Source organism: Glaciecola punicea (assembly GCF_001756615.1).
GTDB lineage: Bacteria > Pseudomonadota > Gammaproteobacteria > Enterobacterales > Alteromonadaceae > Glaciecola > Glaciecola punicea.
Map to the genome: position 1 here is coordinate 53,779 of NZ_LZXY01000005.1, position 15,806 is coordinate 69,584.

At 43.6% G+C, this 15,806-nt stretch carries 13 protein-coding genes; 11 read left to right on the forward strand and 2 right to left on the reverse strand.

Annotation, left to right across the window (positions count from 1 at the left end):
• Positions 1 to 193 precede the first annotated feature (193 nt).
• The 3 genes from dnaJ (at position 194) to ahr (ending at position 3,096) form a co-directional block, all read left to right on the forward strand.
• Positions 194 to 1,321, forward strand: a complete 1,128-nt coding sequence (gene dnaJ, locus BAE46_RS07900) for a molecular chaperone DnaJ (RefSeq protein WP_006003200.1) — start codon at positions 194 to 196, stop codon at positions 1,319 to 1,321.
• A 235-nt stretch (positions 1,322 to 1,556) separates the two neighbouring features.
• Positions 1,557 to 2,054, forward strand: a complete 498-nt coding sequence (locus tag BAE46_RS07905) for a c-type cytochrome (RefSeq protein WP_006003201.1) — start codon at positions 1,557 to 1,559, stop codon at positions 2,052 to 2,054.
• A 37-nt stretch (positions 2,055 to 2,091) separates the two neighbouring features.
• Positions 2,092 to 3,096, forward strand: coding sequence for an NADPH-dependent aldehyde reductase Ahr (ahr, locus tag BAE46_RS07910; protein WP_070112304.1), 1,005 nt, complete (start codon positions 2,092 to 2,094; stop codon positions 3,094 to 3,096).
• A 126-nt stretch (positions 3,097 to 3,222) separates the two neighbouring features.
• Here ahr and BAE46_RS07915 read toward each other — a convergent pair whose 3' ends face one another.
• Positions 3,223 to 3,936, reverse strand: coding sequence for a cytochrome b/b6 domain-containing protein (locus BAE46_RS07915; RefSeq protein WP_006003205.1), 714 nt, complete (start codon positions 3,934 to 3,936; stop codon positions 3,223 to 3,225).
• Positions 3,937 to 4,194: 258 nt separating this feature from the next.
• On the opposite strand from BAE46_RS07915, the gene BAE46_RS07920 reads away from it, so the two are divergent.
• The 8 genes from BAE46_RS07920 to greA all read left to right on the forward strand — a co-directional run bounded on the left by BAE46_RS07920 (position 4,195) and on the right by greA (position 14,156).
• The gene (locus BAE46_RS07920) at positions 4,195 to 5,661 is read left to right on the forward strand and encodes a carbon starvation CstA family protein (protein WP_006003207.1); all 1,467 of its coding nucleotides are present in this window, start codon (positions 4,195 to 4,197) and stop codon (positions 5,659 to 5,661) included.
• A 140-nt stretch (positions 5,662 to 5,801) separates the two neighbouring features.
• Positions 5,802 to 6,608, forward strand: coding sequence for a 4-hydroxy-tetrahydrodipicolinate reductase (gene dapB, locus BAE46_RS07925; RefSeq protein WP_006003209.1), 807 nt, complete (start codon positions 5,802 to 5,804; stop codon positions 6,606 to 6,608).
• 186 nt (positions 6,609 to 6,794) lie between these two features.
• Entirely contained in the window at positions 6,795 to 7,709 is a 915-nt protein-coding gene (locus BAE46_RS14600) for an HlyD family secretion protein (RefSeq protein ID WP_244884996.1), read from the forward strand.
• Positions 7,618 to 7,950 (forward strand): beta-barrel domain-containing protein, encoded by a 333-nt coding sequence (locus BAE46_RS15005; protein ID WP_238528934.1) that lies wholly within the window; start codon positions 7,618 to 7,620, stop codon positions 7,948 to 7,950. Before BAE46_RS14600 ends, BAE46_RS15005 begins: the two co-directional genes overlap by 92 nt.
• A 35-nt stretch (positions 7,951 to 7,985) precedes the next feature.
• Entirely contained in the window at positions 7,986 to 8,243 is a 258-nt protein-coding gene (locus BAE46_RS07935; protein ID WP_006003213.1) for a hypothetical protein, read from the forward strand.
• A gap of 843 nt (positions 8,244 to 9,086) precedes the next feature.
• Positions 9,087 to 10,235: a glutamine-hydrolyzing carbamoyl-phosphate synthase small subunit gene (carA, locus tag BAE46_RS07945; RefSeq protein ID WP_070112306.1), complete on the forward strand. Its 1,149-nt coding sequence runs from the start codon at positions 9,087 to 9,089 to the stop codon at positions 10,233 to 10,235.
• Positions 10,236 to 10,246: 11 nt separating this feature from the next.
• Complete coding sequence (gene carB, locus BAE46_RS07950) at positions 10,247 to 13,468, forward strand: carbamoyl-phosphate synthase large subunit (RefSeq protein WP_070112308.1); 3,222 nt, start codon at positions 10,247 to 10,249, stop codon at positions 13,466 to 13,468.
• A gap of 208 nt (positions 13,469 to 13,676) precedes the next feature.
• A complete protein-coding gene (gene greA / locus BAE46_RS07955) occupies positions 13,677 to 14,156 on the forward strand; it encodes a transcription elongation factor GreA (protein ID WP_006003217.1) in 480 nt (159 codons plus the stop codon).
• Between the two features lie 142 nt (positions 14,157 to 14,298).
• Here greA and lnt read toward each other — a convergent pair whose 3' ends face one another.
• Positions 14,299 to 15,798, reverse strand: a complete 1,500-nt coding sequence (gene lnt, locus BAE46_RS07960; protein WP_006003218.1) for an apolipoprotein N-acyltransferase — start codon at positions 15,796 to 15,798, stop codon at positions 14,299 to 14,301.
• Between the last annotated feature and the right edge of the window lie 8 nt (positions 15,799 to 15,806).

A 15,806-nucleotide genomic window follows, 5' to 3' on the forward strand; every position in this document is an offset into this window, starting at 1 on the left:
ACGAGTGTTGCGCCTTTATTACGAAAGCAGTTTGTACTTTTACTTTGTGCAAATATGCTCCTTATCGGCACGCTAATGCGTGCACAATAAACGAATTAACAATAATTTTGGCAGTACTAGCTGCAGCATACAGTGCTTGCGGTTTTGAAATAGTAAATGCTGTCGAATATTAACAAGTTCCAATGGGTGGTTTATGTCTAAAAGAGACTATTATGAAGTGCTGGGGGTGGGCAAAAACACCGAAGCACGTGATATCAAAAAAGCCTACAAAAAGTTGGCAATGAAGTATCACCCAGATCGTACACAAGGTGATAAAGCGCTTGAAGAGAAGTTTAAAGAAATTCAAGAAGCTTATGAAATATTAACCGACGCTCAGAAACGAGCGGCCTACGATCAATACGGTCATGCCGGTGTTGATCCCAACCGCGGCGGTGGCGGTGGTGGTGGTGCTGAATTCGGTGATATTTTTGGAGATGTGTTTGGCGATATCTTCGGCGGTGGTCGCGGGGGCGGTCGCTCAAGAGCACGTCAAGGCTCCGATTTACGATATAATCTAGAAATGTCGCTAGAAGATGCGGTACGCGGTAAAGAAGTTGAAATTCGTGTACCCACCTTGGTGGAGTGCGATACTTGCGACGGCTCAGGCGCTAAAAAAGGCTCAACGCCCACTACGTGCCCTACCTGTAAAGGAAACGGTCAAGTGCAGATGCGCCAAGGCTTTTTTGCGGTGCAGCAAACGTGTCCAAGCTGTTCGGGTAAAGGAAAGATCATTTCAGATCCGTGCTCACCGTGTCGAGGACAAGGCCGAGTAGAAAAGACTAAAACCTTATCTGTTAAAGTGCCTGCAGGGGTTGATACAGGCGACCGTATACGTCTTTCATCAGAAGGTGAAGCAGGTGAAGCGGGTGCACCAGCAGGTGACTTATACGTTCAGGTAAACGTACGCGACCATGAGATTTTCACACGTGACGCAAACAACCTATTTTGTGAGGTGCCTTTAGGTTTCACTACTGCAGCATTAGGCGGCGAAATACAAGTGCCAACGCTTGACGGTAAAGTAAAGCTAAAGATTACCCCCGAAACACAAACAGGTAAAATGTTTAGACTGCGCGGTAAAGGTGTCAAATCGGTGAGAAGTGGCAGTGTTGGCGACCTGATCTGTAAGGTCGTCATTGAGACGCCTGTGAATCTTTCTTCAAAACAAAGAGACTTGCTGCAAGAGTTTGAAGTGTCAATTAATGGTCAAGCTGCTAAACACAGGCCTAAAGAGAAAGGTTTTTTTGATGGCGTAAAAAAGTTCTTTGACGATTTGACAAAATAAAAGCTCGGCTATTAATGTAGGTTATTAAAACCTCAGCACCTTGTGTTGGGGTTTTTTGTTTCTATATAGTTAAAAGTCTTCGTAAATATGTTAATTTATAAAAAGTAGTCAAACAATGCTTGGCTATTTCCTAATTAATAATAACATTTATAGGTTTACAGTAGTATTGTCAGTTAAAGTTCACAGTCGTGAGTTAGCTGTTTTGACTACGCATCATCACACTATAGGATATTTTATGAAAACATCATCGTTACTTTTATTAGCTGCAGGCTGTTCTTTGGTGCTGGGCAGTGTTTGTCTTGCACCTCAAGCATTAGCTAGCGAAGTTAGACAAGCTTCAAGTGAAAAACAAGCAGAAACAGCGGTTACTTTTAGGCAGTCATTATTGCAATTAGTGCGCAGTAATATGGGCCCTCTTGGCGCAATGGCAAAGGGCAATATTCCAATGGACGCCGAAGTAATAGGCACAAACTCAAAAAGAATAGAGTTTTTAGCTGATATGATGCACGATTATTTTTCCCTTGATACAAGCGCTTTTCCAGTAGAAACGGGTGCAAAAGACGAAATATGGCAAAATCACGCTGACTTTACTCGCAAAGTGAACGATATGGTAAGTGCGGCGGCCGACTTACAAACACTGGTCGCAAATAACCAAGAAGGCGATTTTAGAAAAGGCATTGGCGCACTAGGGGCAACGTGTAAAGCTTGTCACGACGATTACAAAAAAGATTAGTAATTACGATTAATAATAAAAAAAGGACAGTATTTATATGTACGCATATGCTGTACAAAAAGCAGGGCAAGCCTTGTCAAAAATTGAGCTTGAGTTACCACCATTAGGCGCAGACGAAGTAAAAATAAAAGTCAGCTATTGTGGAATTTGTCACTCAGACCTTTCGATGCTCAACAACGAATGGGGAGCATCGACGTTCCCACTAGTGGCGGGGCATGAAGTATCGGGAGAGGTTGTTGAAGTTGGTAGCAGTGTAAGTAAACACAAGGTGGGTGATGTCGTTGGCTTGGGCTGGCATGCAGCTTACTGTGACACTTGTCGCACCTGCGATACCGGTGATCAGAACCTATGTGCTTCAGCTCAGCCTACTATAATCGGCCGCCACGGCGGTTTTGCCGAGTTTGTACAGGCGTCACAAACAAGCGTAGTGGCCCTGCCGAAGGGGATCGATGTTAAATCAGCAGGTCCTATGTTTTGCGGTGGTATTACGGTGTTTAATCCTCTTGTACAGTTTGATATTAAACCAACAAGCAAGGTTGCAGTTATTGGTATTGGTGGTTTAGGTCATTTAGCGCTGCAGTTTTTAAACGCTTGGGGCTGTGAAGTTACTGCGTTCACCTCTAGCGAAAGCAAATTCGATGAAGCAAAATCGATGGGGGCGCATCACGTGATTAATTCAATCGATGCCAAACAGATAGAGGCCGCTAACAGCAGGTTTGACCTGATTATTTCAACCGTAAACGTAAAGTTAGATTGGAACTTGTATTTGACCACCCTAACACCAAAAGGCCGCTTGCATTTTGTGGGGGCTACCTTAGAGCCTCTTAATGTTGGTGTTTTTTCGCTGATAGGCGGACAAAAAAGTATTTCAGGTTCACCGGTAGGCAGTCCTGATACTATTAAAACGATGCTCGATTTTGCCAACCAGCATAGCATTGAGCCATTAGTTGAAGAGTTTCCTATGAGTCAGGTCAACGAAGCTATTGCTCATTTGGAATCGGGTAAGGCGCGCTATAGAATTGTGTTAAAAGCCGACTTTTAAAGCAAATCTTTACCCTTAGCCTGAATAAATATTAGTGGCATCACACTGCATTATGTGATGCCGCTAATATCATTTACTATGTAGATATTGACATAAGCTAAAACTATTGACGCCCTGCTGAATATGTCAATACATAAAAAAGTCATCAGATGGGGGCGGCGGCAGTACTTCAAGGATTAAATACATAGCGATTGCCGTTATTAATAAACTGATAAGCAAACCTGCCCAAGGAAATATCGCACTTGAGTAAGGCGATACTGCAACATCCGTGCGGCTGACTTTCTTCTTGCCCGTAATCATGGCTTTCGTTAAACCCTCCTTCAACACAATTTTGTGATATGAGATGGCGAGAATATGCAGTGCAATAAAACCGAGCAAAAGTGTAAATACGTTATGATGAAGAAAATTGGCAATATCTTGAGCGCGATTACCTAATACACCATAGTACAGTCCATCACTAAATACTTCATCGCTTATAAATAAACCGCTTAACGCCTGCGTTAAAATTAACGTGAGCAGCACAATGATTGAATATGCACCCGCTGGATTGTGCCCTAAAAATTGACTAAATGACCGCTTGTTACGCAAATATTGAAACGTGGTAATGGGGGACGTGACAAACTGGCTGAATTGTGAATAGTAGGTACCGAAAATACCCCAGCAAAGCCTAAATATGACCAGCGCTATACAGGTGTATCCTGCATAAAAATGCCACTGCATGGTATTTGGCAGTATATTATCATCTAAAATTTCGCCGCTTAAATATTGAAAAATAATAATCAAAACGAAGCCCCAATGGCAGACCCTAACAGGAATATCCCAGACCTTTTGTGTGTGCATTAGCATCCTTTAGCGAGGCAAAGTGTTTCTTAACCTCTATTGTACAAGTTATTTTCATTTTCGACAGTATACAAGGGCGATAAGTTTTTTAAAGTTGCAAGGTGTTGATGCGGTAACGCCTCGCTACTCATAAGGTATGTTAGCCCAAAGTCTTATTGCTGTGTTAAGCTTTGACTGATAATTTTTTATGCGTATCCACAAAATGTTTGCGAGCCCATAAATGTACCGCACCTGCCTATCCCAAACGAGTATCCACTTATGCTAATATTTTTCATATGCCTCACCATTCTAATATTAGGTTACAAGTTTTATAGCCCTTTTGTTGAAAAACAAGCGGGTATGGACCCAACGGCAATGACGCCGCAGAAGCGTTTTAGTGAAGGTGTAGATTATGTACCTATTCATCCTGTACGCGCATTTTTGATCCAATTTTTGAACATAGCCGGTGTAGGCCCAATTTTTGGTCCAATTTTAGGTGCTTTGTATGGCCCAATAGCCTTAGTCTGGATTGTGCTTGGTAACGTTTTAGGCGGTGCCGTTCACGACTTTTTCTCTGGCGTAATGAGCATAAAAGAAGACGGTAAAAGCCTGCCTGAAATAGCAGGCAAATACTATAACGTAGTATTTAAAGGTTTTATGCTCTTGTTCACCGCCATGCTGCTGTTTTTTGTTGGGGTGGTATTTATTATGAGTCCGGCTGGCCTACTCAGTAATCTTGATATTTTTAAAGACACTATTTTTGCCAATAATACTTTTTGGGTGCTGGTAATATTAGCCTATTACTTTTTAGCTACCATGCTGCCGATAGACAAGATTATTACTAAGCTTTACCCGCTGTTTGGTTTGTTAATGATTGTGATGACCACGCTCATTGGTGTTGCGCTATTAATAAAGGCGCCACATTTACCAGTAACAGGTGACTTATTTGCTTACTTTGAAACCGATCATGCACATGATTTTTTGAGCCCTAATTCAGACGGTTTGCCCATATGGCCGCTGCTGTTTATTACAATTACCTGTGGCGCTATCAGTGGTTTTCATTCAACTCAAGCACCGATTATTGCACGGTGCTTAACGAATGAAAAATATGTGCGGCCGGTTTATTACGGCGCTATGATGTGTGAAGGGATTGTAGCTTGTGTATGGGCTTTGGCTGGTATCGCGGCATTTCCTGAAGGCTACGACGGTTTGAAAGCAATGTTAGACCAAGGTGGTCCAGGACTAGTGGTGAACTATGTTGCTAGCAGTTACTTAGGTGTTCTTGGCGGCATAATGGCGATTATTGCCGTGGCGATTTTCCCCATTACTTCAGGCGATACTGCTTTTCGCTCGCTGCGCCTAACCATGGTTGACGCTTTTAATATTCCGCAAAGTTTACGTAACCGTATACTACTTGCTATTCCTATTTTAACCATCGCTTTTTTTATGACGAAGCTCGACTTCACCGTTATTTGGCGTTATTTTGCTTTTTCAAATATGCTGCTTTCAACCAGCGTGCTGTGGTTAGCTACTAAATACTTGTTTGACCGTGGTACTTTTCATTGGGTGGCAAGTGTACCAGCGGTTATTACTACCGCAATCACTTTGTCTTATATTGCAACGGCTAAAATTGGACTCAATTTACCAAGTGACTTATCAAAACCCATTGGTGTCGCGGTAGCAGTAGTCGTCTTTATTGGGCTTGTGTTAATACATAATAAGCATAAGGTAAAAACAAACATGTAGGCTTTTACCTTATTTTACGAAGCGAAACAAACCCGCTTTGCTAGCGTCTTTACTTTAGTGCAAAATAGCGCTAAATGTTGTGCCAAAATACTAGAAGCGATATTAAAACGTCTCTAGCTTTCTAATAGAGAGGATTAGCAGTGATAAGAGTAGGTGTGTTTGGTGCCAATGGCAGAATGGGCAGGATATTAATAGAGGCGGCTTGCCAGCATCGACAGGTAAGTCTTGGTTTTGCTAGTGTTCGTAATGGCTCTGCTTTTGAGGGGATAGATGCAGGTGAGTTGGCCGGCATACATAAGCAAAATGTGGCTGTTGCCGTCATCAACGATACGCTAGCGATTAGCGCCGATATTCTCATCGATTTCACCTTACCTGATGCTTTAGCGTATAACCTTGCATATGCATGTAAACACAACAAACCTATTGTTATTGGTACGACTGGCTTAAATAAAGCACAGCTCGCGCTAATTGATCAAGCCGCATTAAGCGTTCCCATTGTGTTTGCCGCAAATTATAGTGTAGGCGTCAATGTTATGCTAGATTTGGTAGAGACTGCGGCGGCCGTAATGGGTGACCAAGCCGATATAGAGATTATTGAGGCGCACCACCGTTTCAAAAAAGATGCACCTTCAGGCACTGCTATGGCCATTGGTGAGCGTATCGCTAATACGCTCAATCGAGATTTAGCCACATGCGCAGTGTACGGACGTGAAGGTGATACAGGCGAGCGTACCCGCGACACAATTGGCTTTGCTACCATAAGAGCGGGCGACATAGTGGGTGAGCATACAGTGCTTTTTGCGACCTTAGGCGAGCGCCTTGAAATTACCCATAAAGCCAGTAATCGATTAACCTTTGGCAATGGTGCCATAACTGCTGCTGTTTGGATAAAGGCGCAAAAACCTGGCTTATACTCTATGCGGCAAGTATTAAATTTAGCAAAGTAGATTAGGGCGTGTTGATCTTTGCTGTAGAAGAAATAAATGGCATGAAGATAGGGTATAATCGAAAAAATGCGCGCTCATTTACCTAAAAAAACGAATGGTTAGTTTGACGTTTGACAAACACCGTTAGCAGTGATACGTTTTAAGAAAGGGATTTATACTCACGAAGTACATTAAGAAGTTATAGCGATGACGACTCAAAATGAACAAGGATTGTTCAGACCACAGGATGTGGCGAACCAATCTGTAAAATTAGATGGTGACGTAGTCATCGCACAGCCCTCAGCAGCAAGGATATTGCTACTAGCATTGGTTGCCATTAGTCTCGTATATCTAGCTAACGCGTCTTTTCATCGCAAAGAGACCTTCATGGCTTATCTACAACCTGCTTCTGGCTTAGCCAAAATTAGTGTCAAACGTGCCGGTGTGGTCAATACGCTTTACGCTAAAAATGGCGATACCGTTGTCGCCGGCGACCCAATAGCCCTTATTCATATTCCTGAACTTTTATCAGACGGTCAAAATGTCACTGCATTACTGACCAACACGCTTAATCAACAGCTGAGCTTTACCGATATTCGTGCGAATGAGGTAACTAGCCAGCATAATCAACAAACACAAACCTTAGCTCAGCGTATTTACGTTAACAAACAGTCATTCATCGAAGCGCAAGCGCAACTTACCTTACTCAATGAACGCCTCGCTATTATACAACAGGTGTCTGAGTTGACCTCCTCGTATCAAACCCAGAGGCGCCAAATAGAGCAGTTAACCACCCAGTTAAATCGAATCCCATCAAAGCATGCCCAGCAACTGGCCATGCTTAACACTGAAAAAACTAGGATAAACCAGCAATTAGCCGAGGCCAGCGCACGTGGGCAGGTATTACTGATTGTGCCCATTGCTGGAAAGGTCACTAACTTGGTGGCTGAGCCGGGAACTTCAATACCTGAACAATTGCCGCTGGCGATCATCATGCCAACAAACGATGTGCTAAAAAGCCATATTGCTGGTGCTCACTCGCGCTTTCGGTTTTGTCGAAGCAGGGCAACATACACGTATACGATTCGACGCTTTCCCCTACCAACGTTTTGGTTTGTTTGAAGGCGAAGTGACCCATGCGGCAAATTCAATATTGTTGCCGGGTGAAGTAGACATGCCAATTAGTATCCAAGAGCCTGTATACCGCGTAGAGGTGGCCTTGGGTAAGCAAGAAATCCGCGCTTATGGAAAGGAAGTCCCGTTGCAACCGGGTATGACCTTAAGCGCAGATGTCGTGCTTGAACAACACAGCTTAATAAGCTGGTTGCTTGAGCCAATTTTAAGCCTGAAAGGGCGTATATAAAACCTAAACTTAAAATAATCTCTAGGAGAGATGATATGCAAGAATTGAAGTTTGATCAAGTAGGAGATGTGAATGGTGGATTCGGACCAGGTGGCGCTATTTTGGGAGGAGCTATTGGTGGTGTTAGTAGTGCCTTAAATGGCGGAGGTTTTGGCAATATCGCAGGTGCAATAGCGTTTGGTGCTGCATCTGGCTTCTTTGGGGGTTTTGTGGGCCACACTGGCTCAAGGTTTGCCAATGCAATGTTTGGAGGAAAATCGTTTATGCTAGGTGTAGGTGCTTCTAAATTCTAGAAAATTAAAGGGGCTGAACATTTGGCCCCTTTATTAAATTGGAGAAAAAAATGTTTTTTAACGCATTTATATTACCATTGGTCGTTGTTTTGGTTCTGCCAAGGGTACTAGATAAAAGAAATAGGACGTTGACCTGCAGTGCAGTAAGCGTTATTTTTATTCTAATATTTTTACACGAATATATTTTTATGAGTGAAAACTGGCTGTTTACAACAATTGGGAAGTGTATAGCGGTATTAATACTGGGATTGACATCCTATAAGTATTGCAATTTCGATGGTACTTTTAAGGAAAAACATCTGCGAGGGAAATTATGGTAGGGCTCATAGTCATGCGTCTCGTTGGGCCGGTCGAGATCATTCGGCAAGCAATCCATATTTTTTATCGGGGTTATAACGGCGCTAGTGTTAAGTCGCTTTGTGGCGGTAACGTTTTGGATTGAATTTACCCAGGTGGGCTGATTGATTTATGTACAGAAAAGATCAACACGTTCTAGTACGATGCTAGGGTAGCAATACAAAAGACGCACTTTTGAGGCTTTGCTAGTGAATTTAGAGTGTTCCGGTTGTTTTAATCATTTATTTAAAACCTATAGACCTGAATGGTTTAGTTCGATATACTACTTAGAATTTGCCAAAGGGAAGCGATTTTACTAATTTGAAATCCTTCTAACAATAACGGCAGGTGCTAACAGTCAAGGCTTTATGTTAGTTATTGCTCGTTTTGTAGTCTCTATTTTGGCAGAGATACTAAACCATTTTTTATATCAAAATATGGTTTAACGACAGGTTTGCTTCATTCTAATGACGAACCCTAGCTATCTCTACTTTTTAGGAGATTTAAGTGGCTGTTTCTGCCCTGTTAGTACTCGCCGACGGATCCGTGTTTAAAGGAACCGCCATTGGTGCGACCGGTAGCAGCGTTGGTGAGGTTGTATTCAACACCTCAATGACCGGCTATCAAGAAATTCTTACCGACCCTTCATACGCTGAACAAATTATTACCTTAACTTATCCCCATATCGGCAACACTGGCATTAACAGTGAAGATGTTGAATCTGACCAAGTGTGGGCTAAAGGCTTAGTAATAAGAGATTTGCCATTAGTCGCCAGTAACTTTAGAAGTCAGCGAAGCTTAAGTGACTATTTACTAGCCAATAATGTAATAGGCATAGCTGATATTGACACGCGCAGGCTGACCCGCATTTTACGTGATAAAGGCGCTCAAAACGGCTGCATTTTAAGTCTTGAAAATCTTAGCGACATAGACAGCGTGATTGAAAAGGCCTTAGCACAAGCAAAAGGCTTTGCGGGTCTAAAAGGAATGGATTTAGCCAAGGTTGCTAGCTGTGAAAAGCATTATGAGTTTACACACGGCATATGGCACTTAGAAAGTGGTTACGATACCCAAATCACTAATTTACCCTATCATGTGGTTGCTTACGATTTTGGCGCTAAGCGCAACATCCTGCGCATGCTTGTTGACCGCGGCTGCCGGCTAACGGTGGTGCCCGCGCAGACATCGGCAAAAGACGTATTAGCGCTGAAGCCCGACGGAATATTTTTATCTAATGGACCCGGTGATCCGCAGCCATGCGACTATGCAATAAGCGCCATTAAAACCTTTATTGACGAACAAATCCCCATGTTCGGTATTTGTTTGGGACATCAACTCTTGGCCTTAGCCGCAGGTGCGAGCACGCAAAAAATGAAGTTTGGCCACCACGGCGCAAACCATCCGGTCAAAGATCTTGCCACAAACCGCGTTATGATCACCAGTCAAAACCATGGTTTTGCAGTAGATGAAAACAGTTTGCCTAGTACTATTAAGATTACCCATGTATCCTTGTTTGACCATTCTCTGCAGGGAATAGCGCTAACAAATGCACCAGCCATCGGTTTTCAAGGCCACCCAGAAGCAAGCCCTGGTCCGGTAGACGCCGCTGCATTATTTGACCACTTTATAGACCTGATTAAACAAGTAAAACAATAGGAAGCTTTACCATGCCAAAACGTACCGACATCAAAAGCATTTTGATTCTTGGCGCCGGTCCTATTGTAATAGGACAGGCCTGCGAATTCGATTATTCAGGCGCCCAGGCTTGCAAAGCACTACGCGAAGAAGGCTATAGAGTTATTTTGGTTAACTCCAATCCTGCCACCATAATGACCGATCCCGATATGGCCGATGCGACCTACATTGAACCCATTCAATGGGAAGTGGTGCGAAATATTATTATCAAAGAACGCCCTGACGCTATTTTACCCACGATGGGCGGACAGACGGCCCTTAATTGCGCGCTGGACTTGAATAAACACGGCGTACTAGACGAATTTAATATTGAGCTTATTGGCGCAAATGCCGACGCTATAGACAAAGCAGAAGATCGCGAACGCTTTGACAAGGCCATGAAGTCTATCAACCTTGAATGCCCGCGTGCGGAAATTGCACATAGCTTAGAGCAAGCCCAAGATGTGGTAACGCGCATCGGCTTTCCATGCATTATTCGCCCCTCTTTTACCATGGGCGGCAGCGGCGGCGGTATTGCCTATAACATGGACGAATTTAACGAAATTTGCTCCCGGGGCTTAGATTTATCTCCCACCTCAGAGCTGCTGATTGACGAGTCGCTTATTGGCTGGAAAGAATATGAAATGGAAGTGGTGCGCGATAGCGCAGACAACTGCATTATTATTTGCACTATTGAGAACTTCGACCCGATGGGCGTGCACACCGGTGACTCTATTACGGTTGCACCCGCGCAAACCTTAACCGACAAAGAATTTCAAATAATGCGCAACGCCGCTATTGCGGTGCTGCGTGAAATTGGTGTGGAAACCGGAGGTTCGAACGTGCAGTTTGGTATCGATCCTAAAACAGGCCGTATGGTCATCATAGAGATGAACCCAAGAGTGTCGCGTTCATCTGCGCTGGCCTCAAAAGCGACTGGTTTCCCGATTGCTAAAATTGCCGCTAAACTTGCCGTTGGCTTCACCCTTGACGAACTAGAAAACGATATAACGGGCGGTAAAACACCTGCCTCATTCGAGCCTGCAATAGACTATGTTGTAACCAAGATCCCGCGCTTTAATTTTGAAAAGTTTGCCGGTGCAAACGATCGCCTAACCACCCAAATGAAGTCGGTGGGTGAGGTGATGGCCATTGGCCGCAATCAGCAAGAGTCCTTGCAAAAAGCGCTGCGAGGCTTAGAAGTAGGCGCCACAGGCTTAAGCCCTATTGTGGATTTAAACGACCCCGAAGCTAGAACTAAAATAGTATATGAACTACGCGAGCCAGGCGCTGAGCGTATTTGGTATATTGGCGATGCGTTTAGAATGGGCATGTCGGTTGAAGAAGTGTTTTTATTAACTAATGTAGACCCTTGGTATTTAGTACAAATTGAAGATATTGTTACACAAGAAGCGATTATAAAAGAGCGTGGCCTAGCCGGTATGGATGAAGAGTTGATGCGCGGCCTTAAGCGCAAAGGCTTTGCTGATGCGCGTATTGCTGAACTAACTGGTATAGTCGAAGATGAAGTGCGTGCCAAACGCGTAGAAATGGGGGTGTTACCTGTTTATAAGCGTGTTGACACCTGCGCTGCAGAGTTTTCCACTTCTACCGCTTATTTGTATTCTACTTATGATGAAGAGTGCGAGGCACTGCCGTCTTCAAAACCCAAAATAATGATTCTAGGCGGTGGCCCTAACCGGATAGGTCAAGGTATTGAGTTTGACTACTGCTGTGTACACGCTGCGCTTGCACTGCGTGAAGACGGCTACGAGACCATAATGGTGAATTGTAACCCAGAAACAGTGTCAACCGATTACGATATCTCAGACAGGCTTTATTTTGAGCCTGTCACCCTTGAAGACGTATTGGAAATCTGCAGAGTTGAGAAGCCTGATGGTGTGATTGTGCAATATGGCGGTCAGACTCCTTTGAAGCTTGCGCGTGCTTTGAAAAAGAATGGGGTTAATATTATCGGTACCTCCCCCGATGCTATAGACAGAGCAGAAGATCGCGAACGGTTTCAGCAAATGGTAACCAAGTTAGGCTTGAAACAGCCGGCTAATGCGACCGTGAGTAATATGGAACAGGCGATTGAACATGCTCAAATAATTGGCTTTCCATTAGTTGTTCGGCCCTCTTATGTATTAGGCGGCCGCGCCATGGAAATTGTGTATGACCTAAAAGATTTGAAACGTTATTTAACCGAAGCAGTAAAGGTTTCTAACGACTCTCCTGTGTTGCTAGACAGATTCTTAGACGACGCCATTGAAGTTGATATAGACGCAATTTGCGACGGCACTGACGTTGTGATTGGCGGCATAATGGAGCATATTGAACAAGCGGGCGTGCACTCAGGCGATTCAGCCTGCAGTTTACCTCCTTATTCTTTATCCAAAGAAATTCAAGATGTTATGCGTACGCAAGTTGCGCAAATGGCGCTAGAGTTAGGCGTAGTGGGCTTAATGAACACACAGTTTGCTGTTAAAGACAACGAAGTATACTTAATAGAAGTTAACCCGCGCGCCGCTCGCACGGTGCCTTTTGTGTCAAAGGCAACAGGCGTACCCTTAGCTAAAATAGCCGCGCGCGTAATGGCCGGTAAGTCACTCGCCAGCCAAGGCATTACCAAAGAAACAATACCCCCATTTTTCTCGGTAAAAGAAGTGGTGTTGCCGTTTGCTAAGTTTCAGGGCGTTGATCCATTATTAGGTCCAGAAATGCGTTCTACAGGTGAGGTAATGGGAATAGGGGTGAATTTTGAAGAAGCTTACGCTAAAGCAGGACTAGGCGCGAGTTCTCCGTTACCTAAAAAGGGCAAAGTACTGGTGTCTGTGCGTAATAATGATAAACACAGGGTGCTCAATCTAGCCAAGGTTATTATTGAAAATGGCTTTAGTTTAGAAGCGACTAGCGGCACTGCGAAATTTATTAATGACGGTGGCTATGAGTGCTCGGTGGTCAATAAGTTATTAGAGGGGCGCCCTAATATTGTTGATTCTATTAAAAACGGTGCTTACACCTACATTGTAAATACCACTGAAGGTCGTCAAGCTATTACCGACTCGGTGTATATTCGAAGTGAAGCGCTGTTAAATAAAGTGGCCTATACCACCACCTTAAATGCAGCATTTGCAACGATGCAGTCAAAAACCGCTGATGCGTATAAAAATGTGAATTCTTTGCAAGAGCTACACAAACAAATCGACGCCTAAAAGCCTACCCACAATAGCCCGATTGTTTTATACTATTATGCTATTAATTATATAAATTGAACGCGTTTAGCGTTCTTTTTTTATTTCACGGTTGAATCTATAGCGTCTAATATGTGATGAGCTAGTGGTTATTGCGCCCTAGCACATATTTTGCATCGCGGTTTATCACTATATTGGCAAATCAACACATCATGATAAGAGAATAATAATGGCAACTACTTACCCAATGACACTGCAAGGCGCGCAAAAGTTGCGTGAGGAATTAAATGTACTAAAGTCTAAAACTAGACCTACGATTATTAAGTCTATTGCTGAAGCCAGAGAACACGGCGATTTAAAAGAAAATGCTGAGTATCATGCTGCACGAGATCAGCAAAGCTTTTGTGAAGGACGTATTCAAGACATTGAAGGTAAGCTGGCGGGTGCACAAATAATTGACGTGACCAAAATCGTCAATAATGGCAAAGTCATATTTGGCTCTACCGTAAAATTACTTAATGTTGGCACCGACGAAGAAATTCAATACCATATTGTGGGTGATGACGAAGCCGACTTAAAGAACAGCCGGATTTCGGTGAATTCGCCTATTGCGCGCGGGTTAATTGGTAAAGAAGTTGACGATGTTTCTGCTATTAAAACGCCCTCTGGTGTGGTTGAGTATGAAATTATCCAAGTGGATTATATTTAGCGTTCTGATGAGAAGGAGCGCTATTTAATTGTTTATATTATACTGAAAAAAGATATAGCTCCTGTGAAAAACTGATAGATTGAAATGTGTAAATTAGGCTTCACTTCTCAGCCAATTCAATACTAAAATCGGCGCATTAATTCTAATTAAGCGGAGTTCTTTGTGACCGCTGATAAATAGCGGCACCAAATCCGAACAGTGCAAGTATCCAAATAGGCCCGTTCCCGAAGCTTCGGTAGGGTGTGTCTCCTATGACTAAGCTAATGGTGTCGTTAAGCACCGCAGCTTCAAACTGCGGCAATCGGCTTTGGATATGGCCGGTGTGATCAACAATGGCAGTAACACCGTTGTTGGTGGCACGCAAAACAGGCAAGCCAAACTCCTTTGCGCGCACTTGTGCTATTTGCATATGTTGATGTGGACCGTGAGAGTTGCCAAACCAAGCGTCGTTGCTAACCGTTATAATGGCGTTAGATTTGCTGGTTAAATTGGCTGCTATTTGTGAAGGAAAAGCAATTTCAAAGCATATAGCCGGCGCAAAATAGGTGCTTCCCGCCACCAAATTAGGCTGCACGTAATCACCACGGCTAAAAGAAGACATAGGTAAGTCAAAAATAGGTGCTAAAGGCCTAAGTAAATTCTCAAAAGGCACAAACTCCCCTATGGGTAATAAATGATGTTTAGCAAAGCGCTTACTGTGGTTTGGCGCATACGCCTCGGTGTTAGTGCCACTATCTATCCCAAGTGCTACAAGCGAATTGTAGGCAATATTGGTGCGTAAATCGTAGTTAATAAGTCCCGTTATCAGGCCTGTATTTGTTTTAGTTGCTTGATTGTCTAAGGACTTTAAAAATGTCTGCACCAGTGGTTCTATTCGTGACACCGCGGCCTCAGGCCATATAATAATATCTGAGTTCCAATACGGCGATGTCATTTCCAGATATTTGTCCATAGCCAACAGGTCTTTTTCTGGCTCAAAGCGCATCGATTGCGCAATGTTTCCTTGTACCAGCGCCACGGTTTTGATTATCCCTGTTGGCGTACTGAACTGCACGCTGGTCAGGATGTAAGCGCTGACAGTAAACACAAGAACAGGAATAAGCGCATGCAGCCACTGTTTTTGTGCAATGCCAACTGCGGCGGCGGCGCTAACCAATACGATTAGCGCGCTTAAGCCTATTTCACCCACCAAGGGATAATACGCACTAAATAGGCTATTGCTTTGCGAATAACCTATTGACAGCCACGGAAAACCGGTTAACACCCAAGCGCGCAGCCATTCCATTAAAAGCCATGCAAACGGTAAACAAAGAGGCCATAGGGCAGGCTTAAAAAAACGAGACACTGCATAAAACAGCAGTGCAGGAAACAAAGCTAAATACCCGCAAAGCATCACCATTAGGCCAACTGATGCCATAAGCGGCAAGCCACCAAATTCATATATGCTGACGTGTATCCATGAAATACCTGCACCGAAATAGCCGAAGCCAAAGCACCAGGCACTTTTAAAAGGGCTTTGCGTTTTATAGGCAAGAAGATAAATGCAAATGGGTAGAACAGCAAAAACAATCAGCCATAGATTAAATGGCGCGAACGCAAAGGTAAGGCTAGCGCCTAAACAAAAAAGAAGAACGTTCACCAAGAGTGTAG